Raw genomic sequence first — 26,088 nt, 5'->3', positions numbered from 1 at the left:
ACCGGGTACACCCCGGACAACCCCGCTCGGGACCGGCCCGGACGGCATCGGGCGGACCGGGCCCGGCGCCGGCGACCGCCCCGCGGCGGCCACGCCACACCGGTCAACGGCCCGACGCCGGCACGATCAGCGTGCGCCCCGAGGACACCTCGGCGCCACGTAAACCGTTGAGTTCCACGATCTTTCGAACCGTGTCCCGCACCGGGACGCCGGGCGCCACTCGCGCCGCCACCTCGGACAGCGACTCCCCCGCGCCGACCTGCACCACCGCCGTGGACTCGCCGGCCGGCGCGCTCGCGCGCAGGTGCGCCACCCCGATCAGGCCGCATACCACCGCGGCGCTCACCAGCGCGGCGACCGCCAGCGTCGCGAAGCCCACCCGCGCCCGCTCCACCCGCTCGGCCGGGTGCGGGCCCCGGGGACGCGCCGTGCGCGGCCGGTCGTAACGCACGACCGCGGCCCGGGGACGGTCGCCGCGCGGCCGCCGCGGATCCGGATCCGGGCGGGCGACCTCGGCGGGCCGCGAACGTTCGGGGGCGCCGGGGACGCGCGGGACGGTGTCGAAGCCCAGATCGCCTCCGGTGGAGTCGATTTCGCTGATCGCGGTGCGCATCGGACAGACCTCCAGGTGATATGGCGGGACGGAACGGCGTTCGCTCATGTGTTCGAAGAACTGATGTTCGATTCTTACCATGGGGCACCGACAAAGTCACGGCTTCCCGCGACATGCGTCGAACAGATGTTTGATACCTGGTGACGAGCGGACTACATTCGAGGCACGAAACCCGGTGAGACCCATGACGAGCGCCCGCAGCCGGTTCCGCGGCGCCGGGGACGAACCGAGAACATCCAGGAACGGAGGACGGCGACAGTGAGCGAACGCACGGTAGGCGGGCACCCCGACGTGGAGGACCCCGCCACCGAAACGGACGGGGCCGATTCGCCCGGCACCGGGGCGGACCTCACCGTCCGCCAGCGCAAGGTGCTGGAGGTCATCCGCACCTCGGTCAGCGAGCGCGGCTACCCGCCCAGCATCCGCGAGATCGGCGACGCGGTCGGGCTCACCTCGACCTCCTCGGTCGCCCATCAGCTGCGCGCCCTGGAGCGCAAGGGCTACCTGCGCCGCGACCCGAATCGCCCACGCGCCGTGGATGTCCGGGGCCTGGACGAGACGGCGCTGCGCGCGGCCGCCGGTGAGGTGGCGCAACTGCGCCCGCTGGAGGCGGAGTCGGCCGACCAGCCGATCCCGACCTACGTGCCGGTGCTGGGCCGGATCGCCGCCGGTGGTCCGATCCTGGCCGAGCAGGCCGTGGAGGATGTCTTCCCGCTGCCGCGCGAGCTGGTCGGCGAGGGCTCGCTGTTCCTGCTCAAGGTCGTCGGCGAGTCGATGGTCGACGCCGCCATCTGCGACGGCGACTGGGTGGTCGTGCGCCAGCAGAACGTCGCCGACAACGGCGACATCGTGGCGGCGATGATCGAGGGCGAGGCCACGGTGAAGACGTTCAAGCGGGCGGGCAAGCAGGTCTGGCTGCTGCCGCACAATCCGCTGTTCGAGCCCATCCCCGGCAACGACGCCCAGATCCTGGGCAAGGTCGTCACGGTGATCCGCAAGATCTGAGCCGGATCAGCCGGTGAGCACCTCGGTCGCCCGGCCGACCAGGTGCGTGGCGGCGTCACCGCGCTCGCGGTTCTCGCACAGGATTCGCACCACGTGCCGTCCGGCCGGCACCGGCCCCGACTCGAGATCGACCACCCCGTGGGCGGGCACTCGCCGCCACGGTCCATCGATGTGCCGCGCCGCGATCTGGCAGTCGTAGCCCGGCTTCGCTCCGACCACGTGCGCGGTGATGGTGGCGCCGCCCGCGAAGGTGACGGTCGGCGCCGCCGACGCGAGCCCCGTGCCGGCCGTGAGCAACCCGGCGGCCGACCCGGCGACCAAGACGATGCGGAACTCGATCTGGCGAGATCGCTTCATGCCCTCATCGTCCACCCGCACCGGCGCAATTCCGCGCAACGGCGGCGGCGCCGCGTGTTCGGGGTCAGTGCCGGGCGGCCATCGAATCCGGACGCGCCCGCGAAGCGTCGTGGGCGTCCTCGCAATGCGCCGGGGAGCGGCTGCCGAGTTCGATCAGTTCGGGCTGCGCGTGATCCACCTGGAGCGTGGCGTGCTCGATGTGGTGCGCGCGAATCAGCCACTGCGCCAAGTCCTCCCGCACGGCGTGACAGTCGCGGCCCGGCTCGACCAGCACATGCGCCGACAGCGCGGGCGACCCGGAGGTGATCTCCCAGATGTGCAGATCGTGGATCTCCACGACACCGTCGCGGGCGGCCATGGCCCGGCCGATCTCGGCCGGATCGAGGTCGGCGGGCGCGGCCTCGAGGAAGATTCGGCTGGACGCGCGGACCAGCCCGATACCCGCACGCACCATCAGAGCCACCACCACCAGTGTGGCGATCACATCGGCCCGGGCGAAACCGGTCACCACGATGACCACACCGGCGACCGCGGTGGCGATGAAGGCGAACAGGTCGGTGAGGATGTGCTGGAAGGCGCCCTCGACATTCAAGCTGGTGCGATTGGCGCGCGAGATCATCCAGGTCGCCGCCAGGTTGACGACGATGCCGACCAACGCGGTGCCCAGCACCAGGCCGCCGGTGACCTCCGGCGGATCGGCCAGACGCCGGATCGCCTCGTAGCCCAGCCAGATCGCCAGCAGCAGCAAGGTCAGCCCGTTGGCCTGTGCGGAGAGGATCTCGACCCGCTTCCAGCCGAAGGTCATCCGTCCGGCGGCGGGACGGGCGGCCAGGCGAATGGCCCAGAGCGCCAACGCGATCGAGGCGGCGTCGGTCAGCATGTGCGCCGCATCGGACAGCAGGGCCAGCGATCCCGCGATCACACCCACCACGACCTCACCGAGGAGGAACACCACGATCACCGCCAGCGCCCCCGCCAGCCAGCGCTTGTCGCTGTCCGGCGATGCCTGCGCGTGCGAGTGCGCCGAAGCATGGCCGTGTGCGTGTCCTGCGCCCATCATCTCCCCTATTCGTTCGGATACGCCGTTCGCGATCATATGCACGCATCGCTATATATACAAGAGGCTGGACGGTTCATCCGCGATCACATCCTCAACGAGCGCCCTGCCCCGGCATCGGCACGCCCAGCTGGTGGTAGAGGTCGAGCCGGTCCTGATACTGCCGGTCTCGCACGACCTTCAGCTCGTGGTCGAACTCGAGCACCTTGACGTAGGCGATCCGGAACCGGCGTCCGGTGGCGGGGAGCAGTGTCGTGCCGCCGAGCGCGAAGTCGGCGGCCGAGGTCGCCGTCCCGACCAGTTCGGCCACCACCGTGCCGCCGCCGACGTGCACGGCCGCGATCTCCTCGGTGTAGTCGGGATAGGCCGCGAACCAGGCGCGGCTCCACGCCAGTGTCCCAGGCAGATCCAGCCGCAACCCCGCGAACGGATCGAACCGATAGCCCGCTGCGCAGGTGTCCTCCCACGCCCGCCAGTCCTGCCCGGTCCAGGCCCGCTGCACCGCGTCGTAAGCCGACCGCACCGAATCCATTCGTCCTCCGAGAACACTCGCCTGATACCTGACTATATCTTGACATAGTCAGAGCGCTTCGCCCCGGTCCGCCACCCCTCGGCCCTACGACCGCGCCTGCCGTGCGGGTAACTCGCCTTTCGCGGATGCGGGTGCACCTGGCTCACCGCGGCTCGACGGGAGGTTGCGCGGACTCGCGGAACCACCGCGCTGTACCGGCGAACGCGCTGGTCGCCGGGCCACAGGGCAGTCCGCCGGGCCGCGTAACCGGACCTTTACCGCGATGTCGCGCCGCGTAATCAAGTGATCGGCACGCTACGGCCATGTCCTCCAGCGCGATCCGATCCGGCCCCGGCGACCTTCCTCCCGCAGCGCCCGGCGGCAGTCGGACGTCCACGCCCGACACGCTGCGCGAGCGGCTGGTGTTCGGCGATCAGGTGCGCGAGTTGCTGCCCGCGGCGTCGCACCTGGCGGCCCGGCGAGTGCGCGATCTGTTGCGCGCGGCGCTGCGGGCCGGGGAGTTCGGCACCGGGCGGCTGCCGGGCGAGGCCGAGCTGATGGCGCAGTATCGCGCCCCCCGGGACGTGCTGCGCGAGGCGCTGGATCTGCTGCGCCGCGACGGCCTGATCGAGCGGCGCCGCGGGCTGGGCACCTCGGCCGTGCGCGCCGAGTACGTGGTCCCGGGTGCGCTGCCGCCGCAGGGCCGCGCCCTGGACGACCATCTGGCCGTCGGACGGATCACGCCGCGCCTGCTGCACTGGGCCTGGCTCCCCGCACCGCGGGTGATCGCCGGCCAACTCGACGGCACCGCGATCGGCGACGACTGCCTGTGCGTCGAATACGTCCTGCTCGCCGACCAGCGGCCGATGGCGGTGTTCACCAACTACATTCGCGCCCCCGAGGCCGCCCGGGTGGACCAGTCCCGGTTCCGGCGCGACTTCTACGGGCTGCTGCATTCCGGCGGCATCGACACCGCCAGTTGCGATGTCGGCGTACAGGCCGCCGGCGCCGACGAGCACACCGCCGCGCTGCTGCACGTACTCCCCGGCGAACCCGTGTTGCTCGTCCAGCAGCGCATCCGCGACCGGTCCGGCCGAGTGGTCGATTACGCGCTCGGCGCCTGCCGCAACGAGCTGCTCATCGAGATCGGCCACATCCCCCGCCTCGACCTCACCGGCGCCCATTGACGGAAGGATTCCGCATGACCGAGACAGCAGCCCAACCGATTTCGTTCGACACGGTGACCGACGCGGCGGCCGCGTTGCGGCGTGGTGATGTCACCGCCACCGAACTGACCGAGCGAGCCCTCGCCACACCCGACGACCACGGCGTGTACCTGGCTCGCTGCGACGAGCGCGCCCTGACCCGCGCCGCGCAGGTCGACCGGCAGTTGGCCGCCGGTGCCGAGGTGCCACTGCTCGCGGGAATCCCGTTGGGCGTCAAGGATATTCTGGCGCACACCGGCGCCCCGACGACTGCGCAGAGCCTGGTGCTCGACCCGGCCTGGGCGGCGGGTATCGGCGACTGCGCGGTGGTCCGGCGCCTGGAGCGGGCGGGTGCGGTGATCACCGGCAAGACCACCACCATGGAGTTCGCGATCGGCGTCCCCGATCCGGACAAGCCGTTCCCCGTACCGCGTTGCGCCTGGGACCGCGATCGCTGGGCCGGTGGCTCCAGTTCCGGCTCGGGTGCGGGCGTCGCGGCCGGGCATTTCCTGGCCGCGATCGGCACCGACACCGCGGGCAGCATCCGCATTCCGGCGGCCTTCAACGGCGTCACCGGACTCAAACCCACCTTCGGCCGGGTGCCGAAATCCGGGGTGGTGCCCCTGGGCTACACGCTCGACCACGTCGGCCCGCTGGCCCGGTCGGCGGCCGACTGCGCGCTGCTGCTGTCCGTGCTGGCCGGTCCGGACGCCGCCGACCCGTTCAGCGCCGACGCTCCGGTCGCCGACTATCCGGCCGCGCTCACCGGCGAGCTGGACGGGGTCACGATCGGCGTCGACACTCTCGACCGCTACGCCGACGGCGGCATCGACCCGGCGCAGCCCCGGCTCTTCGCCGAGGCCGTCGACACGCTGCGCGCGGCGGGCGCCACCGTGGTCCCGGTCGAGGTGCCGATGTACCCGGAACTGGTGGCCATCGATCTGGTGGTGATGCTGGCCGAGGCGCACGCCTACCACCGCCGCGACCTGCGCGACCGCTGGACCGACTACGGCCGCGGCACCCGGATCGTGCTCGCGGGCGGGGCCGCGGTCACCGGAGCGGATTATGTTCAGGCGCAACGGGTCCGGCACGTGGCGCGACGACGGATGGCGGAGCTGTTCGGCGCGGTCGATCTGGTCGTCACGCCGACCGGTCACCTCGGCGCACCGCCGCTGTCCACCCTCGATCCGCTGCGTCCGCTCGGCGCGCTCTCCTCCCTGCACACGCCCTATTGGAATCCGCTGGGCAATCCCACTCTCGTCGTACCGATCGGTTTGTCCGCCGACGCCACGCCGCTGTCCATGTCGATCAGCGGCCGGCATTTCGACGAGGCGACCGTGCTGCGCGCCGGGGACGCCTATCAATGCCGGACCACCCACCACCTCGTGAAAGGCCCCCGATGACAGCCACCTCCACCTGGTCCGCCGACGCCGAGGAAAACGCCGCGGTGGAAGCCCTGTACGAGCTGATGGGCACGCTGGCGGAACTACTGCACGCCTGCGCCGAGGCCCGATACGGCGACCCGACCGGCGGTCACCGCGTCGGCTGACCTGGGATTCCATCCGAAAACGAACCGGGATGTAGACGGAGTTCCGAATCCCGCGAGCCTCGGGAATTCCTTCCGGACCGGATTGTTTCAGCCTTTTCGCACATTCCCTCCAGAAACGCCGAATAGCGCCGGATTCGCTACTCGGGACCGCGCTGCGGTACGGTATACACAATCAGAGTAGAGCAGTGTCCGTGCGAAAGGGCTGACTCATGGCCAAGAAGGTCACCGTCACGCTCATCGACGATTACGACGGGAAGTCCAAAGCGGATGAGACCGTGCAGTTCTCGATCGATGGCGTGGCCTACGAAATCGATCTCTCCACGCTGAATGCCGGTAAGCTGCGGGGCTCTCTGGAACCCTGGGCGGAAAAGGCCCGCAAGGTCGGCCGCGTCAAGTCGGGCACGGTGGCACGGCCGAAGTCCGCGGCCGACCGGGAACAGACCGTCGCGATCCGGGAATGGGCCAAGAAACACGGCTACAACGTGTCCGCCCGCGGCCGAATTTCCTCCGAGATCGTCGCCGCGTATCACAAAGCGAACAAGTAACTCCGGTCCGGGGCTTTTGCCCTGGTAATGAGGTTCCGGCCCGGTCCGGATTACCGTGCCACCGCGCGCGATAATCCGGACCCGGCCGTCGTCTCGGCGGAGGTCCGGCGCGGAAGACACGCTCGCCCAGCCGGATCCAAGGCGAGTAGCCTGTGATCATGGTTCGGCACCGAGCCGTTCCCACATGTCACCGAGTGCACGTCTGATTCCGGGCGGGGGTAGTTGGCATGACACGCGAGCAGGCCGTCGCCGCGCTGGCCCGGCGGTGGCGAATTGCCGTGTCCGACACCGGCTTCGTGCCGATGCCGCTCGCCGAATTGGAATCGTTACTGGCCGGGCTTCTCGAGCGCCTGATGACGGCCATCGCCGCCGAACCGTTCGACGCGCGGGCCGCCGCCGAGGTGGGCGCCGAACTGGTCCACGCGAACCTGACCGACCCCGAGGTCCTCGGCCGCACCGCGCGGGCGCTGGCCCCGCTCGCCGAGTCGACGGCCGTGCCGCCGGACCGGGTGATCACCGCGCTCGGCGACCTCGCCAACGGATACACCGTGGAGCTGCTCGCCACTCGCGCCCGGCATCAGGAGATGCTGCACGCGGCGATGGCCGACGCGCGGCAGGCCGCCGAGGCCCGCTTCCGGGTCCTGTTCGACAACGCCGCCGTCGCCATCGGCATCGGCGACACCGCGGGCCGGGTCGTCGACGCCAACCCGGCACTGGCCACCATGCTCGGCCTGCCGGTACACCGGCTGCGCGGCCTGGAGGTCTCGGAGCTGGTGCATCCCGACGACCGCGCCGAACTGCGGGCGCGGATCGCCGGCGAACTGCTGGCCGCGGGGTCCGGCACCATGCGAGTCGAATTGCGCTACCACCGGCCCGACGACGGCGACGGCTGGGCGGCGTGGGCGATCACTCTGGTCCCGGCGGCGGGCGGCCGCTCGGCGTATCTGCTCGTCGTCGGCGAGGACACCACCCAGCGCCGCGCGCTGCAGGCGGAGCTGAGCCGCCAGGCCCGCCACGATCCGCTGACCGGCCTGCCGAACCGCCGCCGGCTGGTGGAGAACATCTCCGAGATCATCGCCACCGCGCACCCCGGCGACCGCATCGGGCTGGGCTTCATCGACCTGGACGGTTTCAAGGCCGTGAACGACACCTACGGGCACGGTGTCGGCGACCGGCTGCTGGCCGCGGTCGCACCCCGGCTGGCCGAGCGGGCCGGAGACGCGATGCTGGCGCGCGTCGGCGGCGACGAGTTCGTGGTGCTGTTCCCACCGCCGTGCGACGCGGCCCGGGTAGCGACCGCGACCACCGCGCTGCTGGACGCGCTGTCCGAACCGATCCCGGTGGACGACCTCCGGCTCGCCATCTCGGCGTGTATCGGCGCGGTCGTCACCCCGGTGGCCGACGCGGATGCCGAGCAATTGCTGGATGCCGCCGACGCTGGGCTCTACCGGGCCAAGGCGGCCGGACCGAACCGCTGGGTACTGCACAACCACGACATCACCGCGGGTGCGGTGCTACCCGGCTTACGATGAACCTGTGCGACCTCGGTTGCCCAGTGCCGCAAGCGATCCCGAGGCACCGCTGACCGGGGCGGCGCGAAGGCCGCCCAGGCTCACCGACCTAGGGGATCAGGAGTTTGCCGAGGAATTCGGAAACCGTGCTCATGAGCTGATCGATGAAATGCGGGATCATCCTTCATCCTTCCCGTTCGCGCTGCTGTTATCGATACTGCGGCCCTGGCGATTCACATGGAATTCACAGGTACTGCCCGATATTCGGCGCGAAACCCGGTCCGGATGGGTGCTGCCCGGTTGCTGGGTCGTTTGCCCGGATCGAGTCAGTCGGCCGCGGCGCCCGCGTCGAGGTAGGCGCGCAGCACCTCCGCCGGCACCCGGCCGCGGGCCGACACCGTCACCCCGTTCTCGCGGGCCCATTTGCGAGCCGCCGTCGACTGTACGGCGATCATCGTCGTCGGTTGCCGCGCGGCGATGGTGGTGCGGCGCACCCGGCGGGCCCGTTCTGCCCACTGCCGCAACTGTTCCCGCAGCAGCGCCGCGTTACCGGCCGATAGATCGATCTCGTAGGTCACCCCGTCCAGTCCGAACACCACGGTCTCGTCGGCCGTCGATTCGCCATCGAGATCATCGACGCGCGTGACCAGTACTCGATGTGCCACTGCGTGCTCCTTCGCACCCCGTCCCCTGCACTCCCCCGGCTTCGTAACTTACTGAGCGGCTCGAACATTCACGGCGTCGTTGGGAAGGTTCACCACCGACGGGCCGCGGAACGTCGATCCGCGACAATACTATGCGCTGCCGCGCGTCACCGCGCGACGCGGGCGCGAGAACCCCAGTCGCACAGGGATGTTCCCGCGTGCGCAGGCAAGTGAGCGCGCGGGCCGAGACCCGCTTCCGCAAACAGTGGGCGCACGACCTCCGCGACCGGCTCACAAACCCGGACGGTGCTCGGCAGGGAGTCGTCACAACTGTGCGCAATACATCGCACAGCAGGTCGGCCGCTCGGTAAAATGCGCAGGAATAAGGTGGTGACACGTCCGACTCGTACCCGGAATACGGCTCGGAAAGCCGTTCTTGACCGGCTCGGACCCGCCGGTTACAAATGAGTTCCCGCCGGTCCGGCCCCTTCGGACCGGCCCGCGAGAAGTGTACGGAGTTGACTACCGACGTCATCGACGCGACCGTGGAATTGCCGGTCGCCCGCAAATCCGTGTGGAATCTACTCAGAGATCCGCAGAGTTATTCACGACTGTTCCTCGGAATCGGCGCGTGCCATCGGCTCGAGACGATCGACGGTCATCCGTTGTGGCAGTTCAGGATCGGCACCCCCGCGACCGGAATCCACACCTTCGCGGCCACCGTCATCGCCGCCCCGGCCGCCCAGACGCTGGAGCTGGAGTGCGCCGCGACGGGCAGCTTCGCGGCAGTCCGTTTGCGCAACACCGACTCCGGCAAGGGCACCCGGGTCACCCTGACCTTCTTCGCGCCCGGCCGCATGCACCCCGCGGTGGCCGAGATGTCCAATGCCGACATCATCGCCTGGGCCGAGGACGGGTTGCACCGGATGACCGAATTGATCGTCGGCGCACCGACATCGGTGGTGGTCAACGGCGAGAACACGCCGCTGCGCCGACGCGCCGACGTCGCGCGTCAGATGGTCGCCACCGGCGTGGTGCGCAGCTACCGGCCCGCGCGGAGCGCGAGACAGCTGAGCCGCCTTGCCAAATGGGGATTCAACCTGGCCGGGGGTTATGCCGCCGCGGCGGCGTACGCACCACATCGGACCGCGATCGTCGACGACCACGGCACCCGTACCTTCGCCGAGATCCACGAGCGCAGCCACGCGCTCGCGGCGGCGATGGCCCGCCTCGGTCTGGGCTCCGGTGATGCCGTCGGCCTGCTGGCCCGCAATCACGCCGGCATGGTCGAAACCATGGTCGCCGCAGGCAAACTCGGCGTCGACGTGGTGCTGCTGAACGCCGGTCTGTCGGCGCGGCGGATCGAGGAGATCGTGCAGCGGCACCGCCTCGAGCACCTGTTCGTCGACACCGAGCTGGAATCGCTGGTGCACTATCTGCACTCCGACATCCTGCGGGTGTTCACCGACCGCGGGCCGGGCCCCGGCCACGAGACTATCGACGACCTGATCGCCCAGGGCCACAGCAGTTTTCGCAAACCCGCACGCGGCGGCCGGTTGATCGTGCTGACCTCCGGCACCAGCGGCACGCCCAAAGGCGCCCGCCGCCCGCATCCGAAGGGTTTCGCCACCATCGCGGCGCTGCTGTCGCGCATCCCGCTGCGAATGAACGAGGCCATGCTGATTCCCGCACCGCTGTTCCACACCTGGGGCATGGCGGCGCTGCAGCTGAGCACGCCGCTGCGGTCCACGGTCGTGCTACCGGAGCACTTCGACGCGCGCGACACCCTGCGGCTGATCGACGAAAACCAGATCACCACACTGATTCTGGTGCCCACGATGGTGCAGCGGATCCTGGATCTGCCGACCCACGTGCGCGCCCGCTTCGACACGTCCAGCCTGCGGGTCGTCGCGAGTTGCGGTGCGCCGCTGGCCGGGGCCACGGTGCTGCGGTTCATGGACACCTACGGCGACATCCTCTACAACGTCTACGGTTCCACCGAGGTCTCCTGGGCCACCATCGCCACGCCGGAGGATCTGCGCACCTCGCCCACGACCGCGGGACGGCCGCCGCTGGGGACCCGGGTCGGCGTGCTGGGCCCGGATCTGAAGCCGGTGCCCGTCGGTGTCACCGGACGCATCTACGTCGGCAATCACATGCTGTTCGACGGCTACGTCAACTCGGCGCCGCCGGAGGAGGCCGAGGGCATGCTCGATACCGGCGATCTGGGCTATCTCGACGCTGCCGGAAGGCTTTTCATCGCCGGCCGCGACGACGAGATGATCATCTCCGGCGGCGAGAACGTCTTCCCGCGCCCGGTCGAGGAGGCGCTCGCGCATCTGCCGCAGATCACCGATGTCGCCGTGGTGGGCGTGCCCGATCGCGAATTCGGCCAGCGCCTGGCGGCTTTCATCGTCAAACGGGAAGGCTCGGGGCTGGATCCGGACATGATCCGGACCTACGTGCGGCATCGGCTGAGCCGCTTCTCCGTGCCGCGGGACGTGACCTTCCTGCCGGCGCTGCCGCGTGGGGAAACGGGCAAGGTACTCAAGCGCATGCTCACCGGCATCCCGGCGAATCAGACGATTCCGTGAAACTGTGACCCCTCACGAGGCGCGCCCGAGGAATTCTCCCCAGGTGTCACGAACGATTGTGAAACCTGCACTGCCGCATATCGAAACGGTTACATTGTTACCGCAGCGTAGTAATCGGGGGTGAAAGGGAGTTTTCCTTTGTCTGTAGCCACTCCGGACCGACCGGGCCTCACCGTATCCGGACACCCCATATCCTCACCCCTCAAAGACGTCCGCACCCTCGCCCGACACATGGTCGGCCACTTCGTCGAAAACATCGCCCCCTGCGGCACCCTCCCCGGCGACGCCATCCACGGCGACATCACCACCATCACCCGCACCTGCCTCGAACTCGCCATCAACATCCTCGACGGCCACAACCTCCCCCAGCAAACCGAACGCCTCCACGACGCCGCCGCCACCTGGGCCCGCGAAGGCGTCCCCATCGACACCATCCACCACGCCATCCACGAAGGCTTCAAAATCGGCTTCGACCTCGTCATCAACCACACCACCAACCACACCACCACAACCACCACCGGCACCCCCCACACCACCCTCACCCACACCGACTACCACAACCTCATCCACGGCGCCAAACTCATCGTCGACATGCTCGACACCATGACCACCACCGTCTCCACCGCCTACGTCCGCGAACTCAAAACCGTCGTCACCGAACACCACACCGCCGTCCACACCCTCACCTCCGCCCTCCTCGGCGGACACCCCACCACCACCATGGCCCGCGAATGCGGCATCGACATCACCGACACCTACCACACCCTCGCCCTCCACATCCCCCCACACCCCGACGAACACAACCCCCTCCTCGACACCAAAATCGTCGCCCGCCGCAAACTCCGCCGCCTCCAAGCCCAACTCGCCACCACCACCCACACCACACCCCTGCACCTCCTCTCCACCGACGGCGGCACCCTCCTCCTCCCCCACACCACACCCACCGACACCCTCCACCACCTCATCACCACCCTCTCCCAAGCCGCCCGCGTCCCGGTCACGGCCACCGTGATCACCACCCCCACGCACGAAATCCCGACCGCCGCCGACCAAGCGCATCAGCTACTCGACATGGTCACCCGCCTCCACTCCGAGCCGGGACTCTACCGATTCGACGACCTCGCCCTCGAATACCAGCTCACCCGCCCGGGCCCCGGCCGCGAATACCTCGGCTCGCTGCTCACCCCGCTCGACCACCACCCCGAACTCCTCCAGACCCTCCGAACCCACATCGCGCACAACCTCAATCGCCAGAAGACCGCCCGGCTGCTGCACGTCCACACCAACACCGTCGACTACCGCCTCAAACGCGTCGCCCAACTCACCGGCTTCGACCCGACCCAGGCCAGCGGTCTGTGGTATCTCCGCTCCGCCCTCGTCGCCCGCAGTTACGGCGACTGACGATCGGCTACCAGCTCGGCCGGGCCTGGATCGCGGCGACGTAGGCCCGCGAGACGGTCGAGGTCAGCAGATCGAGCATGTCGACGAGGAAGGCGCGGTCGGACACCGGATCGGTGTAGCCGTACGCACCCGTGGGATCGATCCGATCCAGGCTCACCTTGACGCCGCGGTGAATCGCGTGCTGCACGGTGTCGATCGGGACACCGTCTCGTGCCCAGTCCCCGACCGCGTCCTCGAGTCGATGCAGGGCCTGGGTGGCCGCCGCTTCCGTCGCGTCGAGCAGCACCAGAGCCAATTCCAATCCCAGCCGCATCACCGCGGCCGATTCGGATTCGACTGTGGCCCAGACATTTTCCGGGAGGTCGGCGTCGCCGGAATCGTTGCCTCGCATCGCGCTCCTTCCGCCCCACCGAATCGCTTTGGCAGCACCGAAAGTAACTGGGACAGGCGGGGTTTACGAGCACTCCCGACGGCTTGACACAAACCTCCGAACGACAGCGGGCCGTCGTTGTGACAAATCCCAATGGGACTCGTTATTGCACCCGACCGGAATCGGGTTTCATGCGACCGGCCGCCACCAGAGTTCGATAGGCGGCGCGCTTGCGCGGACATTCCTCGCGCCGGCAGGAACGGTGCCGCTGCATGGCCAGATGCGCGTCGCTCACCGACATCGGCTCGTCCGGGGCCTCGTGCGGCCAGCCGATCGGCCATACGGACACGTCCATTGTGTCTCCTCCGGGAACGGGTGTCGCCGGCGCATCGTCGAATTCGGTGTCACCGGCGCGCCACGGCCACCGGCCCTGCCACAGCGCGGCGGCCGACAACGCCAGCAGCGACGCGCACACCATCGCCACCGTCACCACCGCCGTCACCACGGACTCCTGTACTCGCGCACGGTCAGTCGTCGTCCAGCCCGGCGGACAGGAATGCCACCGCGGCCAGCCACTGCCCACAGGTCACCGCGTGCTCGGCATACAGGATCCGGCGCGCCAGCGCGTCGGTCAGTTCCCCATCCGGCTCACGACAGGCCGGTTCCTCATCCGAACAGCAAGGCGCCGAACACCTTCGCGTGGTAGTCGGCATGCGACTTCCCCTCCACCGAGACGCTGTCGAACCCAGCCGACGACGCCCGCTAAATACTTGCATTGTGATACTCTGAACGTGATAGATGCTAGCGTGATTATCACAATAGCGAAAGAGGTTGGGGCGGAAGGGGTTCAGGCGTCTCGGTTCGCCGGCACGCCGACCGGCATGGGTACACGATTACGCACGGCGCGAAAACTATTGCTGGGCCGCGAGATCGAGCACATGATCAATACGGCGGAGGTCAGTCAGAGCGAGGCCGCGAAGATCATCGAGACCAGCCAGAGCCGAATCGCCATGCTCACCAACGGCGTCGGGTCGATCACGGTCGGCGATCTGGAGCGGCTTGCCACCGAATTGGGTTTCACCGATCCCGGTTATCTCGAGGCCCTCAAAGAACTGCGCCGCGACAATCACAAGCGCGGTTTCTGGAACTCCGGATACCGCCGCGCCTACATCGAAGACCTCCGGCTGCTGGTCGACCTGGAGGCGCACGCCAGCCTGCTGCGCGTCGCCGAGGCGGAGATCATGCCCGGACTGGTCCAGTGCGAGTCCTACATCCGCGCCCTGCACGAGCCCGAGCAGCCCGGCGAGCCCGGCGCCGAGCAGATCACCATCGAGGACTCGGTGCAGGCGCGCCTGGCGCGGCAGGAGATCCTGCTCGGGCCGCAGCCGCCGCAGTTCCGGGCGATCCTGTCCGAATCGTGCCTGCGCCGCGAATACGGCGGCCGCACAGTGATGTTGGAGCAGCTCGAGCATCTGCTCGCGCTGTCCAAACGGTCCAACATCCTCATCCAGGTGCTGCCGTTCACCGTGACCACACACGGCGCCGGCATGGAGGACCGCTTCACGCTGGTGCGGGTCCCGTCACCGGGCGCGGCAGGCGATCTGGACATGGCGATCGCGGAGAGCCAGGGCGATATCCGCTACATCGATGACAAGCCGGCCGTCACGGCCCGGGAGACGGTGTGGACGCGGCTGTCCGCGGCGGCGTTGAGCGCCGAGGATTCCCGCACCTTCATCGAGCACATCGCCCGGTCGTTCCGCCGCAAGACATTCACCACGTGACGAATCGTCCGTAATCAACGAGTAATGGGGGTTGTCATGAGCGACTTCGAATCCCGCGAGATCGACGCCAGCCGGCCGTCGGCCGCCCGGATGTACCACTACTACCTGTCCGGCGAGGCCGTGTTCGATGTCGACAAGATCTTCGGCGAACGCATCTTCCAGGTGTTCCCGTACGCCGACACCTGGGCCCACCACAACCGCGAATTCCTGCAGCGCGCCGTCAAATTCATGGTGTCCCAAGGTATTCGGCAGTTCCTCGATATCGGCTCCGGGCTGCCGACGGTCGGCAACACCCACGAGGTGGTCGGCACGACCGTGCCCGATGCCCGGGTGGTGTACGTCGACAACGACATGGAGGCGGTCAACCGCGCCCACGACCTGCTACTACGGCAGCAGGTGCTGGATCGTACCGCCATCGTCGAGGCCGATCTGCGTTGTCCCGACATCATTTTCGATCATCCGGAGACCCGCCGTCTACTCGACTTCGACGAGCCGCTGGGCCTGCTCATCGTCAGCGTCTGGCCGTTCGTCCCCGACAGCGACGGACCCTACGAGCTGATGCGGCAACTGCGCCAACGCATTCCGGCGGGCAGCTATGTGGCCATGAGTCACAGCTCGCTGCAGGACGCCGATCCGGAACTTCAGGAGCGCATCGGCGAACTCGTGGAGTTGTACCGCAACACCTCCGATCCGGCGATCCCCCGCAACCGCGACGATTTCGCCGCCTTCTTCGACGGCCTCGAACTCGTCGAGCCCGGCCTCGTCTACGCGCCGGACTGGCGGCCCGAGCGGCCGGTGGATCCGCAGGATCCGGCACGGCCGTGTAATTTCGCGGCGGTTGGCTATAAGCCATAGGTATACCCGCAGTCGCACGGGCGTCAGCTTCGCGCGTCTGCAGCTTTACTCTGTAGAAAGGGCACCACCAATGACGCTGCTACCTACCTTCACCGCGGGCGAGTTCCGCAAGGCGAGCGCGAGCTCACCCAATCAGAACTGTGTGCGTGTCGCGCGCAAGCAGGGCTGGACCGCGGTCTGGGACGACAAGCGCGCCACCGACCACACCACCCCGGCCACGGCGCTGCCGGTCGAGGAGTTGCTGTTGTTCACCGATGAACAGTTCGACGCCCTGCAGGACACCGTGCGCGGCAACGGCACACGCTCGCCGCTCACGGTCACCCATCGCGCCGACGGGCGGTACGTCTTCCGCGCCGCCACACCGCAACCGGTGGACGGCGTCGAGCTCGTCTTCGACCAGGACGAACTCGACGCCTTCCACCACGGGGTGCGCAACCACGAATTCGACCACGCCTGACGCGACCGAAAACCGTCCACGCTCGTATCAGGGATCACGCGTATCCACGGCTGGTGCCCGCCCCGCGCGGGCACTGTGCCCGGTCCCCCTGCGACCGTAGAAGCAACAACCTTGCGCACCAACAACATTAAGCCCGGATGTCGACCGCCGCATCCCCGGATGGACAACTCACGAATCGCCGGGCCCGCGGTTGGGGCGCTGTCACAAGGCAATCCGCGCGTGACGGCTCGCGGCGCCTCGATCAGCTCGGTTCGTCCAGGCGCACGCGCACGGTGACGCGGCCGCGTTCGTCGCGGTCGGCCACGGCGTGACCGTGCCGGTCGGCGCCGGCGAGGTGCAGGGTGATCGGGCCGCCCTCGCCCAGGAAGTTCCGCCACCAGTTCTTCTTGTCCGGCATGGCGACCCCGATGACGTACTCGTCCCCCTTCCGCCGGTAGTTCACCGGCGTACTGAACGTCTTCCCCGACTTGCGCCCCACATAGGTAATGGTCACGAAGCTCTTCCCCAGCAACGGACCGACGACGGGCGCCTCGGTCAACGCCACGACTCCGGCGTTGAACCCCCGCACCACCCTGCCCAGCACCGACTTGGAATCCACCACTGCCTCCCTGCCATCACACCGACACTCCGACCCCAGCAACCCTAGCGCGCCCTCCCCGGACTCCCGTACCACCTGCGCCATCTCCGGACTCCCCGTACGCCCGGACTCGTCGATCACCCGCAGCCGCGCCGCGCCACCCGGACTTCTCGGGAGGTACGGGCGTCGGAAGGTGGTGGTGCGCAGCGTGTCTCGGGCCCGGGTTCGATCATTTCCTGGACCGGCGCGGTCGGGGCGGAGCACACTTCAGGTGACGTCCGGTGGCGACGGCCGGATGCGGGGCGAGGGACAGGGGACTATGAGAATTCGCCCGCGGCAACAGCTGCTGGATCTGTGGCGGGCGGTGCTCGACTGCTCGTATCGCGACGAGAAGTGGACCTGGGGCGGGCGCGACGGCGCCAACTCGGTCAGCGACGCCGAACAGCTCCTGTGCCTGCTGTATCCGGCGACCGAGATCGAGGCCTTCGCGCTGGACCAGCCCGACGACATCGCCGATGACGTCCGGGCCGCGCTCGCTCCCTTCGGCGCGGAGGGACGCATCGGCGGCGTCCTGGTCGGCCTGCTCGAGGATTATCTCGCTCGCTATACCGACACCGACGGTCAACCGATCTTCGCCGCCGGCGGCTACCTGCGCGGCGCGGACGAAATGCCGCCCACCGCTGCCCAGTTGGACATCGAAGTCGTCGACTCGTACTCGATGTCGCTGAGCCTGTGCATCGCGGCGCTGCGCTTCCTGCGGGGCTTCGAGCGGTCCGTCAGCGCCGAGGTCCAGGCGGAGGCGCGTCGGCTGCGGCAGCGCATCCCGGTGGTGATCGAACAGGTCGGCGCGCGACTCACCGGCGCGATGGCGGGGCTGGTGCGAAGTTTCGTCATTCACACGCCCGATCCGAAATCGGATGCGGGGCAGACGATCCTGGAGATGATCAATCAGAGTGCCGCGCCCGACGACGAGGTCATCAGGCAACTGTCCGCCCGGCTGGAGCGGCTGCGCGTGCAGGCCGCCAACGAGGTCAGGCTGGGCCGGACCACCGACATCGATGTCGCGGACGACGCGCGGCTGTTCGAATGCGGCTGGAGCTGGGGCATCGTCCGCGGCGCCGAAGCGGTCACCTTCGTCCCCGGCCGGATCGGCACGGTGACCGGCTACGCCGAGCCGCGCCCCTACCTCTACTTCACCGCGGTGGCGCTGGACGGCATCATCGACCTGTCGTCGCAGCGCATCCGGGAACTGGACCTGCTGACCGACACGCAGCGCAAACTCGCCGACGCGCTGCAACTGCGCTTCGAGCTGAGCCGGAAGTACTGGTCCACGGTGGCGCGTTTCGACAGCGGTCGCTGGCCGCTGGAGGACATTCCCTGGCGCACCACCGACGGCGAGGAGTCGGAGTACTCGAGCCTGGTGGTCACCGCCATGCTGATCCAGGACCTGATCTACCGCGACAGCACCGAGGACCTGACTCGCGCGGTGGCGGTATTCGACCAGCTCGCCCGGCGCGGCCGCATCACCAGCCGGGTCACCACCGCCGACCCCGCGGCGACCCTGCACCATCCCGGCGTCCGGTTGCGGCTCACCGGCAGCGAGGACATCTGCGACGGACCCGGGTTGTATTGGTATGTACCGGATTTCGTCACGATGATGCTGAAGCGCTGCCTGCAGGCTGCGCACCTGCGCACCGATGTCGACACCCGGGACCGGCTGATGGCGCTGGCCGAATCGGCCATGGACAACCTCGACGGGCGAGCGCTGCGCCGTGGTCCCGCGACCGGGCTGTGGGACGACCCCGGCCGGCTGCTGGACTCCGCGGCGATCGTCGCCGACGGTCCCTCCTGGTTTCTCACCGAGCGGGTGATGGAATGCCTGGTGCTCGCCTACCGTGCCTACCAGGAACCGCCGCTGTCCTCGCCGACGATGATCGCGCGCGCGGTGGATCTGCTGAGCGAGGCCGAGCGTCTGCTGAACCAGGAGGAACTCGAGGTCGAGGGTGACGACCTGTCCCCCGCCCGCACCGCCGTCGACCGCATCCGTCAATCGCTGGACCGGGCGCGCCAGGTGCTGCGCGACCGGCCCGGCACCGCGTGCAGCCTGGCCACCCAGGCACTGATCCAGCTGGACGAACTGGTGTACGCGCGCCAGGACGCCACGCGGTGAGGAGGCGTCGTGCTGGTGTTCTCCACTTCCGACAAGGGTGGTACCGGACGCTCGGTGACCAGCTGCAATATCGCCTATCGGCTGACCCTGGCCGGGCACGACGTGGCCTATGTCGACTTCGACTTCGGCTCACCCACCGCCGGCGCGGTCTTCGAGATCGGCGCCGCCGGGAACGGCGTGCCCGACGGCGGGCTGCACTCGTACCTGCTCGGTGCGCACGGCACCGTCGCCCGGATCGATGTCGGCACCGCGACCGACCGGGCTCAGTTGCGCCGCAAAGGATCTCGCGCCGGCCGCCTGGTGCTGCTGCCCGGTGACGAGGGCGGCGGTGAGTTCCTCGGATACGACGACGCGGTGGTCGGCCGGTGCGCCGAGCTGTTGCTCACGCTCGAGCAGGAGTTCCATGTGGTGCTGGTGGATCTGAGCGCCGGACGGTCGGCCGCCCTCGACATCGCGCTGCGGGCGACGGCGCTGCGGCAGCTGCGGCAGCGGACCGCACGCTGGTTGATCTTCCATCGCTGGACCCGCCAGCACATCATGGCGGCGGCCGGGCTGGTGCACGGTCCGCACGGACTGCTGCGGACGGGCACCCACTGCGGACACGATCGAGACGACCTACTCGGCTCGCTCCGGTACGTCCGCACCGCCGTCTCGGTCACCAACTCCCCCGTCGCCGCGCAGCGGGCCGCCCAATCGGCGTGGTTGCAGGAACAGGACGCCGCGCTGCGCCGCCTCGCCATCGCATACCGGCTCGGCACCACGGCGCTGCTCGGCGCCACCCCGATGGAACCGGTGCTGCACTGGCGCGAACAGCTCATCCTCGACTCGGACGTCAACGCGCAGATCGCGAATGCCGAAACAGCCTCGGCCTACACGGAATTGGCGAGCCGACTGATGGACATCGCCACGTGGGAACGGCTCTAGCCGGATCCTGACCGAGTGTCGGCCGCCGCCGAGCAGAACGGCAGTGGAACCTCCTCCTCGCCCCGGCTGCGCGAGAATATCGCCGTCGAGACACTGACGACCCCGCGGCACCGGACCTTCGAGTCACACCGGTGACCGATCACACGTTCGGATAAGCCATCTCGGCCCGAGCGGAGCGCAATGCCCTTGCCCACCAGAGCAATTCGTCCAGCAGCACATCCGCCGCGCGGTTCACCGCCCGGTCTCGCGGCCGTCCGGCGTCGTCGAACTGCTCCCAGAACTGCGCGATGCCGACGGTCTCCCGGATGGTCACCGCGCGCAGCTCGGCGAAGACGGGCCGCAGTTGCTCGACCGCGCGCAGGCCGCCGGAGACGCCTCCGTAGCTCACGAAACCGACGGCCTTCGCCCGCCACTCCGGATGGACCGAATCGATCGCCAGCTTCAACCCGGCCGGGTATCCGCGGTTGTACTCCGGCGTCACGACCACGAACGCGTCCGCCGCGTCCACGCGGGCGGCCCAGTCGCGCACCTGCGGCGCGTCGTAGTCGCCGTACGGCACCGGTTTCGCCTGCTGCGCCAGCGGCAGCGGCAGGTCGGCGAGGTCCACCACGTCCAGGTCGATGTCGTCACGCCGTTCGATCCGCTCCCGCAACCACGACGTCACCACCGGCCCGAACCGCCCCTCCCGCACGCTCCCGCAGATCAGCGCGACCCGAATCGGTCCGGCTTGCATGTGCCACCTCCACTCGAACTACTGGTCCGCACGACGGTAGAACCCGAACCGAAGTTCAGGTCAACGGCACATGGCGAGGGACTGGCCCTCAGCGAACTCCCAGCCCACATTCAGCGGGCTCGCGTGCTGCGGCCCCCTCCCCGCTGACCGGTCGCGGAATCCGAAGCAAGCCGACAACACCCGGCAATAATCCGGTGCACAGCAGGTGATCCCGCGCGGTCGTGTCGTCCTGAAGCCGAGAACCGCCTTGTGTCAGGCCAGTTTCAGGCTGCGGCCGATGATTTCCTTCATGATCTCGGTGGTGCCGCCGTAGATGGTCTGGACGCGGGCGTCCATGTATGCCTTGGCGACCGGGTATTCGCGCATGTAGCCGTAGCCGCCGTGTAGTTGCAGGCATTTGCTGATGAGGTCGAGTTGCTCCTCGGTGCTCCACCATTTGGCCATGGCGGCTTCCTCGACGGTCAGCTTCTCCTGGTTGAGCAGGTCTATGCAGCGGTCGACGAACACCCGGACCGCGGTGGTCTTGGTGGCCAGCTCCGCCAGGACGAAACGCGTATTCTGTTGCGCGCCGATGGGTTTGCCGAAGGCCTTGCGGTCGCGGACGTACTGACAGGTGAGGTCCAGTACGCCTTCCATCGCGGCGGCGGCCATGACGGCGATGGACAGGCGCTCCTGGGGCAGGTTCTGCATCAGGTGAATGAAGCCCTGGCCCTCGGTGCCGAGCAGGTTCTTGCCGGGCACCCGGACGTCGGTGAAGCTGAGTTCGGCGGTGTCCTGCGCCTTCAGGCCGATCTTGTCGAGGTTGCGGCCGCGCTCGAAGCCGGGCATGCCGCGTTCGACCACCAGCAGCGAGAAGCCCATCGCTCCCTTCTCCGGATCGGTCTGCGCGACCACGATCACGATGTCGGAGTTGATGCCGTTGGTGATGAAGGTCTTGGCGCCGTTGAGGATCCAGTCGTCGCCGTCGCGGACCGCGCGTGTCTTGATGCCCTGCAGGTCCGAACCGGTACCGGGCTCGGTCATCGCGATGGCGGTGATGATCTCACCGGAGCAGAAGCCCGGGAGCCACCGCTGCTTCTGCTCGTCGTCGGCGAGCTCCAGCAGGTACGGTGCGATCACATCGTTGTGCAGGGTGAAACCCAGGCCCGAGTACTGACCGCGGGTGGTCTCCTCGGTGATGATGGCGTTGTAGCGGAAGTCCTTCACACCCCCGCCGCCGAACTCCTCCGGTACCGCCATGCCGAGGAATCCCTGTTTGCCGGCCTCCAGCCAGACCTCGCGGTCGACGACGCCCTGCTCTTCCCATTTCGCATGATTCGGCGCGACATGCTGGTCGAGAAACTTTCGGTACGACTCCCGGAACAGATCGTGCTCCGGTTCGAAAAGGGTGCGCTCCACCGCCAACCTCCTAGTGCCACATCGGCGTCATCGCCTCACTCCATACGGTACCCGGAAGTCGAATCACCGTTCACTTCGAACCCGGTAAAACGGGTCGGAACTGCACTACCAGCGGGAAGGCGACCGACGCGGAAGTCCTGAACCCCGGTAAACCTGGCTAAAGTCCGAGCGCACCACGGGCCCGGCCCAACAGCGTGCGGCCGCGATCCTTGTCGCGCTCGGCGAGCAGGAAGGTCAGCTCCTCCTCCAGCGCCTTGCGCACCACCGCGGCCAGCTCCTCGGCGGCCGCGTCGAGATCGTCGGCGTCGGCCCAGGGCGTGGTCTCGATCGGCGTACCGGCGGAGTAGTAGAACCGTTCCGGCTTCGGGATCCACGTCGGCCCGAAGCCCGTCACCAGCGGTGGGGTGAGATTCGGCCGCAGGCCGACGGCCTGCACCAGGGCCCGTAACGGACGCAGCGCGGCGTCCTGTCCGTCGAGGAGGATGTCGTAGGCGTCGTCGGCGCCGATCATGGCCAGCGGGACGATCGGCGTACCCGTCTCGATCGCCATCCGGGCGAATCCGGTGCGGCCGGCCCATTTCAGTACGTACTTCTCGCCCTTGCGGCGCGCGGCTTCCCGGCCACCGCCGGGGAACACCAGCAGGATCTCGCCCTGTTCGAGCAGCGTCCGGCAATTGTCCCGATTGCCGCGCACGCATCCGATGCGGTGCAGTACGTGCCGCACGCCGGGGACGGTGATCAGGACGTTCTCCGCCAGCCCGCGCACCAGCCGCCCGCGGGTGCGCGCTATCTCCGGCCACAGCAGCGGGGTGTCGATACCCAGGAAATTGTGATTCCCCACCAACAGCACCGGCCCGTCGGCGGGAATGTTGTCCAAGCCGCGGAACACCGGGCTCACCCAGGCCCGCATCGGCGCGACCAGTGCCTCGAAGGCGCGGATATCGCTGTCACGCAACGGTATTCGCAACGGAGCGCCGTCGGACAACGCACCCGCGCGACCCGGCTGATGGCACGGATCGTCGGCCAAGAGAACCCTCCCTGTCACTCGTTCTCGATTATGAATCGTAACGAAAACGAGCGTGCCCCTCGGGCACGGGGCAGCCGGGCGAAGACGGCTGGCCAGGCGGGTGCGGATGTCCCGAACTGCAACCGGACAATGCAAGCCCCAGCACGCGGATCGGGACTGCGCGAAACCCGGCACCGCAATCAGACAGGCGCGCGGCCTGGCACCGCGACCGGACGGGCGCGAAACCTCGGGACGGCGGCCGACCGGGTACCGCGCTGGTGACGGCCAGCTTGCGGTTGCGATAACCCAGGAGGGCCGGCCCACCAGGGGCGAGGGGCACGGCCGCTCAGCCCGGCAGGTGCGCCGTTCCCGCGTGGGCGTATTCCGACAGCACCGCCGCCAAGGAGGCGGGGACGCGGGCTCGGATGCGGGTGCCGCCCTCCTCGTGCTGGGAGTCGAGCAGCCGGCCGTCGGCATGGATGCGGGCGAGCAGGTCGCCGCGGGTGTACGGCAACAGCACGCTCACCTCCACGTCCAGCGCGCCGAGCACCTCGGCCAGCCGGTCGCGCAGGTCCGTGAGCCCCGCGCCGGTGCGTGCCGACACGAACACGGCCTGGGGCAGCTGGGCCCGCAGTTGCGCCAGTTCGCCCGGCGTCAAGGCGTCGATCTTGTTGACCACCAACAGTTCCGGCGGGCTGGTCGCGTTCGACTCCCGCAGCACCTCGGTGATCACCTCGCGCACGGCCTTGATCTGACCGGCCGGCAGCGGATCGGAACCGTCGACCACATGCAGCAGCAGATCGGCGCCCGTCACCTCTTCCAGCGTCGAGCGGAACGCCTCCACCAGCTGGGTGGGCAGGTGCCGGACGAAACCGACGGTGTCGGTGAACACCACTTCGCGGCCGTCCTCGAGGGCGGCGCGGCGCGTGGTCGGATCGAGGGTGGCGAACAGCGCGTCCTGGACCAGGATGCCCGCGCCGGTGAGCGCGTTCATCAGACTGGATTTCCCGGCGTTGGTGTAGCCGACGATCGCGACCGCCGGGACCCCGCTGGAGCTTCGCCGCGCGCGCTTGGTGTCGCGGGCGGTCTTCATCTCCTTGATCTCGCGGCGCAGCTTGGACATGCGCTCGCGGATGCGACGGCGATCGGTTTCGATCTTGGTCTCACCGGGACCGCGGGTACCCACGCCGCCACCGGCGCCACCGGCGCGGCCACCGGCCTGCCGGGACATCGACTCACCCCAGCCGCGCAGCCGCGGCAGCATGTATTCCATCTGCGCCAGCGACACCTGCGCCTTGCCCTCGCGGGAGGTGGCGTGCTGGGCGAAGATGTCCAGGATCAGCGCGGTCCGGTCGATGACCTTGACCTTGACGACCTTCTCCAGCGCGGTCAGCTGCGCGGGGGTCAGCTCACCGTCGCAGATCACGGTGTCGGCGCCGGTGTCGAGCACGACGGCGCGCAGCTCCTCGGCCTTGCCGGAGCCGATGTAGGTTGCCGGGTCGGGCTTGTCGCGACGCTGGATGAGCGCCTCCAGCACCTCCGAACCCGCGGTCTCGGCGAGTGCGGCGAGTTCGCTCATGCTGGCATCGGCCTGCGCCGCGGTGCCCTCGGTCCAGACACCGACCAGCACGACGCGCTCCAAGCGCAGCTGCCGGTACTCGACCTCGGTGATGTCGGCGAGTTCGGTGGACAGCCCGGCGACGCGGCGCAAGGCGCTGCGGTCCTCGAGTTGCAGTTCGCCGACGGTCGGATCGGAAGTCCAGCCGTCGCGGTCCGCTGCGGTGTCGTCGAGCTCCTCGATCGGGGTGAACTCGTACGTTTCTGGTTTACTCATACGCCTCCATGGTCCCACGACTCAACGGGCCCGCGCACCCGAGTTATTCCGCGGGCCTATCGGTCAGGCCCCGTACCACCAGTCCGCGGCCAGGTGGCCGGAGGCGACGAGTTCCGACGGACCGCGCAGCCACGCCGAACCGCCGTCGAAGGTGACGACCACGGCGCCGCCGGGCACTCGCACCCGCACCTCGCCGCGATCGCTGTCGAGCGCGAAGCCCTGGCGCGCCAGGGCGGCGGCCGCCGCCGCGACGGTCCCCGTGCCGCACGAGCGGGTCTCGCCGACTCCGCGCTCGTAGACCCGCATGTCCACCGCGCCCGCGGCGTCCAGCGCGGTGAGGATCTCGATGTTCACGCCGTGCGGGAACAGTTCGGGGTCGAAACCGGGCGGCACGCCCAGGTCCAGCTTGGCCAGCCCGTCGGCCGTCGACTCAGCGTCCACGCAGGCCAGATGGGGGTTGCCGACGTCGATGCCGAGCCCTCGCAGCGCGTGGCCACCGATCGTGGCGGTGGATTCGCCCAGCACTCGCACCGGGCCCATGGCGACGGTGACCTCGCCGTGCACGGGGCCCGCCGCGTGCACGGTGACCGGGCGCGCACCGGCGCGGCTGCCGACGACGAACTCGGTGCGGGCGTCCAATCCGGTCGACACCACGTAGTGCGCGAAGACCCGCACGCCGTTACCGCACATCTCGGCGATGGAGCCGTCTGCGTTGCGGTAATCCATGAACCAGTCGTCGGCGGTGACGTTCTCGGGCAGTTCGGCCAGCACGCCGTTCGCGACCAGCGCTCCGGCGCGCGCGACCCGCAGCACACCGTCGGCGCCGATACCGCGCTGCCTATCGCACAGGGCGGCCACGCGCTGCGCCGGCAGGTCCAGCCGGGCGTCCGGGTCGGGTAGCACGACGAAATCGTTCTGGGTGCCGTGCCCCTTCGCGAACGCGACGCCGGTGCGGCCGTCGCGCGATTCGGTCTGCTCGCTCATCTCCATG

Annotated in this window: 27 protein-coding genes; 13 read left to right on the top strand and 14 right to left on the bottom strand. The window is 68.9% G+C overall.

Going from position 1 to position 26,088, the window contains the following annotated elements; all coding sequences use genetic code 11:
* Positions 1-103: 103 nt before the first annotated feature.
* Positions 104-613 carry a lytic transglycosylase gene (locus NWFMUON74_RS11715; protein WP_187687835.1) on the bottom strand — a complete coding sequence of 170 codons (510 nt, stop codon included), beginning with the start codon at positions 611-613 and terminating at the stop codon, positions 104-106.
* Positions 614-904: 291 nt separating this feature from the next.
* Between NWFMUON74_RS11715 and lexA the strand changes: the two genes are divergently transcribed.
* The gene (gene lexA, locus NWFMUON74_RS11710) at positions 905-1,618 is read left to right on the top strand and encodes a transcriptional repressor LexA (RefSeq protein WP_187689092.1); all 714 of its coding nucleotides are present in this window, start codon (positions 905-907) and stop codon (positions 1,616-1,618) included.
* Between the two features lie 6 nt (positions 1,619-1,624).
* On the opposite strand, the gene NWFMUON74_RS11705 is transcribed toward lexA, so the two are convergent.
* The 3 genes from NWFMUON74_RS11705 to NWFMUON74_RS11695 form a co-directional block, all read right to left on the bottom strand.
* Complete coding sequence (locus tag NWFMUON74_RS11705) at positions 1,625-1,975, bottom strand: hypothetical protein (RefSeq protein WP_187687834.1); 351 nt, start codon at positions 1,973-1,975, stop codon at positions 1,625-1,627.
* Between the two features lie 64 nt (positions 1,976-2,039).
* On the bottom strand, positions 2,040-3,035 hold the full coding sequence (locus NWFMUON74_RS11700) for a cation diffusion facilitator family transporter (protein WP_425300379.1): 996 nt from the start codon (positions 3,033-3,035) through the stop codon (positions 2,040-2,042).
* Positions 3,036-3,126: 91 nt separating this feature from the next.
* Positions 3,127-3,564, bottom strand: coding sequence for an ester cyclase (locus NWFMUON74_RS11695; protein ID WP_187687832.1), 438 nt, complete (start codon positions 3,562-3,564; stop codon positions 3,127-3,129).
* A gap of 302 nt (positions 3,565-3,866) precedes the next feature.
* Here NWFMUON74_RS11695 and NWFMUON74_RS11690 point away from each other — a divergent pair, with 302 nt between their 5' ends.
* From NWFMUON74_RS11690 to NWFMUON74_RS11670, 5 genes are all read left to right on the top strand, one after another.
* The gene (locus NWFMUON74_RS11690; RefSeq protein WP_187687831.1) at positions 3,867-4,730 is read left to right on the top strand and encodes a GntR family transcriptional regulator; all 864 of its coding nucleotides are present in this window, start codon (positions 3,867-3,869) and stop codon (positions 4,728-4,730) included.
* Positions 4,731-4,744: 14 nt separating this feature from the next.
* Positions 4,745-6,151, top strand: coding sequence for an amidase (locus NWFMUON74_RS11685; RefSeq protein WP_187687830.1), 1,407 nt, complete (start codon positions 4,745-4,747; stop codon positions 6,149-6,151).
* The gene (locus NWFMUON74_RS11680; protein ID WP_187687829.1) at positions 6,148-6,297 is read left to right on the top strand and encodes a hypothetical protein; all 150 of its coding nucleotides are present in this window, start codon (positions 6,148-6,150) and stop codon (positions 6,295-6,297) included. The genes NWFMUON74_RS11685 and NWFMUON74_RS11680 overlap by 4 nt, the downstream gene beginning before the upstream one ends.
* 209 nt (positions 6,298-6,506) lie before the next feature.
* Positions 6,507-6,842: a histone-like nucleoid-structuring protein Lsr2 gene (locus NWFMUON74_RS11675; protein WP_187687828.1), complete on the top strand. Its 336-nt coding sequence runs from the start codon at positions 6,507-6,509 to the stop codon at positions 6,840-6,842.
* A 227-nt stretch (positions 6,843-7,069) separates the two neighbouring features.
* Positions 7,070-8,374, top strand: coding sequence for a sensor domain-containing diguanylate cyclase (locus NWFMUON74_RS11670; protein WP_187687827.1), 1,305 nt, complete (start codon positions 7,070-7,072; stop codon positions 8,372-8,374).
* 305 nt (positions 8,375-8,679) lie between these two features.
* Here the strand turns inward: NWFMUON74_RS11670 and NWFMUON74_RS11665 are convergent, their stop codons facing one another.
* Positions 8,680-9,018, bottom strand: coding sequence for a histone-like nucleoid-structuring protein Lsr2 (locus NWFMUON74_RS11665; protein ID WP_187687826.1), 339 nt, complete (start codon positions 9,016-9,018; stop codon positions 8,680-8,682).
* Between the two features lie 497 nt (positions 9,019-9,515).
* On the opposite strand from NWFMUON74_RS11665, the gene NWFMUON74_RS11660 reads away from it, so the two are divergent.
* Both NWFMUON74_RS11660 and NWFMUON74_RS11655 read left to right on the top strand, forming a co-directional pair.
* Positions 9,516-11,591: an AMP-binding protein gene (locus tag NWFMUON74_RS11660; RefSeq protein ID WP_232110970.1), complete on the top strand. Its 2,076-nt coding sequence runs from the start codon at positions 9,516-9,518 to the stop codon at positions 11,589-11,591.
* 231 nt (positions 11,592-11,822) lie between these two features.
* Complete coding sequence (locus tag NWFMUON74_RS11655) at positions 11,823-12,992, top strand: PucR family transcriptional regulator (RefSeq protein ID WP_187687824.1); 1,170 nt, start codon at positions 11,823-11,825, stop codon at positions 12,990-12,992.
* Positions 12,993-12,999: 7 nt separating this feature from the next.
* Here NWFMUON74_RS11655 and NWFMUON74_RS11650 read toward each other — a convergent pair whose 3' ends face one another.
* The 3 genes from NWFMUON74_RS11650 to NWFMUON74_RS11640 all read right to left on the bottom strand — a co-directional run bounded on the left by NWFMUON74_RS11650 (position 13,000) and on the right by NWFMUON74_RS11640 (position 14,075).
* A complete protein-coding gene (locus NWFMUON74_RS11650) occupies positions 13,000-13,383 on the bottom strand; it encodes an RsbRD N-terminal domain-containing protein (protein ID WP_187687823.1) in 384 nt (127 codons plus the stop codon).
* 142 nt (positions 13,384-13,525) lie between these two features.
* Positions 13,526-13,864, bottom strand: a complete 339-nt coding sequence (locus NWFMUON74_RS11645; RefSeq protein ID WP_187687822.1) for a hypothetical protein — start codon at positions 13,862-13,864, stop codon at positions 13,526-13,528.
* 25 nt (positions 13,865-13,889) lie between these two features.
* Entirely contained in the window at positions 13,890-14,075 is a 186-nt protein-coding gene (locus tag NWFMUON74_RS11640; protein ID WP_187687821.1) for a hypothetical protein, read from the bottom strand.
* 168 nt (positions 14,076-14,243) lie between these two features.
* Here NWFMUON74_RS11640 and NWFMUON74_RS11635 point away from each other — a divergent pair, with 168 nt between their 5' ends.
* The 3 genes from NWFMUON74_RS11635 to NWFMUON74_RS11625 all read left to right on the top strand — a co-directional run bounded on the left by NWFMUON74_RS11635 (position 14,244) and on the right by NWFMUON74_RS11625 (position 16,455).
* Entirely contained in the window at positions 14,244-15,143 is a 900-nt protein-coding gene (locus NWFMUON74_RS11635; protein ID WP_187687820.1) for a helix-turn-helix domain-containing protein, read from the top strand.
* 36 nt (positions 15,144-15,179) lie between these two features.
* Positions 15,180-15,998: an SAM-dependent methyltransferase gene (locus NWFMUON74_RS11630; RefSeq protein WP_187687819.1), complete on the top strand. Its 819-nt coding sequence runs from the start codon at positions 15,180-15,182 to the stop codon at positions 15,996-15,998.
* 70 nt (positions 15,999-16,068) lie between these two features.
* The gene (locus NWFMUON74_RS11625) at positions 16,069-16,455 is read left to right on the top strand and encodes a hypothetical protein (protein ID WP_187687818.1); all 387 of its coding nucleotides are present in this window, start codon (positions 16,069-16,071) and stop codon (positions 16,453-16,455) included.
* Positions 16,456-16,696: 241 nt separating this feature from the next.
* Here the strand turns inward: NWFMUON74_RS11625 and NWFMUON74_RS11620 are convergent, their stop codons facing one another.
* Complete coding sequence (locus tag NWFMUON74_RS11620) at positions 16,697-17,053, bottom strand: nitroreductase/quinone reductase family protein (protein WP_232110969.1); 357 nt, start codon at positions 17,051-17,053, stop codon at positions 16,697-16,699.
* A 298-nt stretch (positions 17,054-17,351) separates the two neighbouring features.
* On the opposite strand from NWFMUON74_RS11620, the gene NWFMUON74_RS11615 reads away from it, so the two are divergent.
* On the top strand, positions 17,352-19,202 hold the full coding sequence (locus NWFMUON74_RS11615; protein WP_187687816.1) for an SCO2524 family protein: 1,851 nt from the start codon (positions 17,352-17,354) through the stop codon (positions 19,200-19,202).
* 9 nt (positions 19,203-19,211) lie between these two features.
* Positions 19,212-20,126, top strand: coding sequence for an SCO2523 family variant P-loop protein (locus NWFMUON74_RS11610; RefSeq protein ID WP_187687815.1), 915 nt, complete (start codon positions 19,212-19,214; stop codon positions 20,124-20,126).
* A 139-nt stretch (positions 20,127-20,265) separates the two neighbouring features.
* Here NWFMUON74_RS11610 and NWFMUON74_RS11605 read toward each other — a convergent pair whose 3' ends face one another.
* The 5 genes from NWFMUON74_RS11605 to dapF all read right to left on the bottom strand — a co-directional run bounded on the left by NWFMUON74_RS11605 (position 20,266) and on the right by dapF (position 26,081).
* The gene (locus tag NWFMUON74_RS11605) at positions 20,266-20,859 is read right to left on the bottom strand and encodes an NADPH-dependent FMN reductase (RefSeq protein WP_187687814.1); all 594 of its coding nucleotides are present in this window, start codon (positions 20,857-20,859) and stop codon (positions 20,266-20,268) included.
* 252 nt (positions 20,860-21,111) lie between these two features.
* The gene (locus tag NWFMUON74_RS11600) at positions 21,112-22,257 is read right to left on the bottom strand and encodes an acyl-CoA dehydrogenase family protein (RefSeq protein WP_187687813.1); all 1,146 of its coding nucleotides are present in this window, start codon (positions 22,255-22,257) and stop codon (positions 21,112-21,114) included.
* 157 nt (positions 22,258-22,414) lie between these two features.
* Positions 22,415-23,284: a lysophospholipid acyltransferase family protein gene (locus NWFMUON74_RS11595; RefSeq protein WP_232110968.1), complete on the bottom strand. Its 870-nt coding sequence runs from the start codon at positions 23,282-23,284 to the stop codon at positions 22,415-22,417.
* Between the two features lie 325 nt (positions 23,285-23,609).
* Entirely contained in the window at positions 23,610-25,097 is a 1,488-nt protein-coding gene (hflX, locus tag NWFMUON74_RS11590; protein WP_187687812.1) for a GTPase HflX, read from the bottom strand.
* 63 nt (positions 25,098-25,160) lie between these two features.
* On the bottom strand, positions 25,161-26,081 hold the full coding sequence (dapF, locus tag NWFMUON74_RS11585; protein WP_187687811.1) for a diaminopimelate epimerase: 921 nt from the start codon (positions 26,079-26,081) through the stop codon (positions 25,161-25,163).
* Positions 26,082-26,088 lie beyond the last annotated feature (7 nt).

This window comes from Nocardia wallacei (assembly GCF_014466955.1).
Taxonomy (GTDB): Bacteria; Actinomycetota; Actinomycetes; order Mycobacteriales; family Mycobacteriaceae; genus Nocardia; species Nocardia wallacei.
This window is presented reverse-complemented; position numbering and strand designations above follow the sequence as displayed.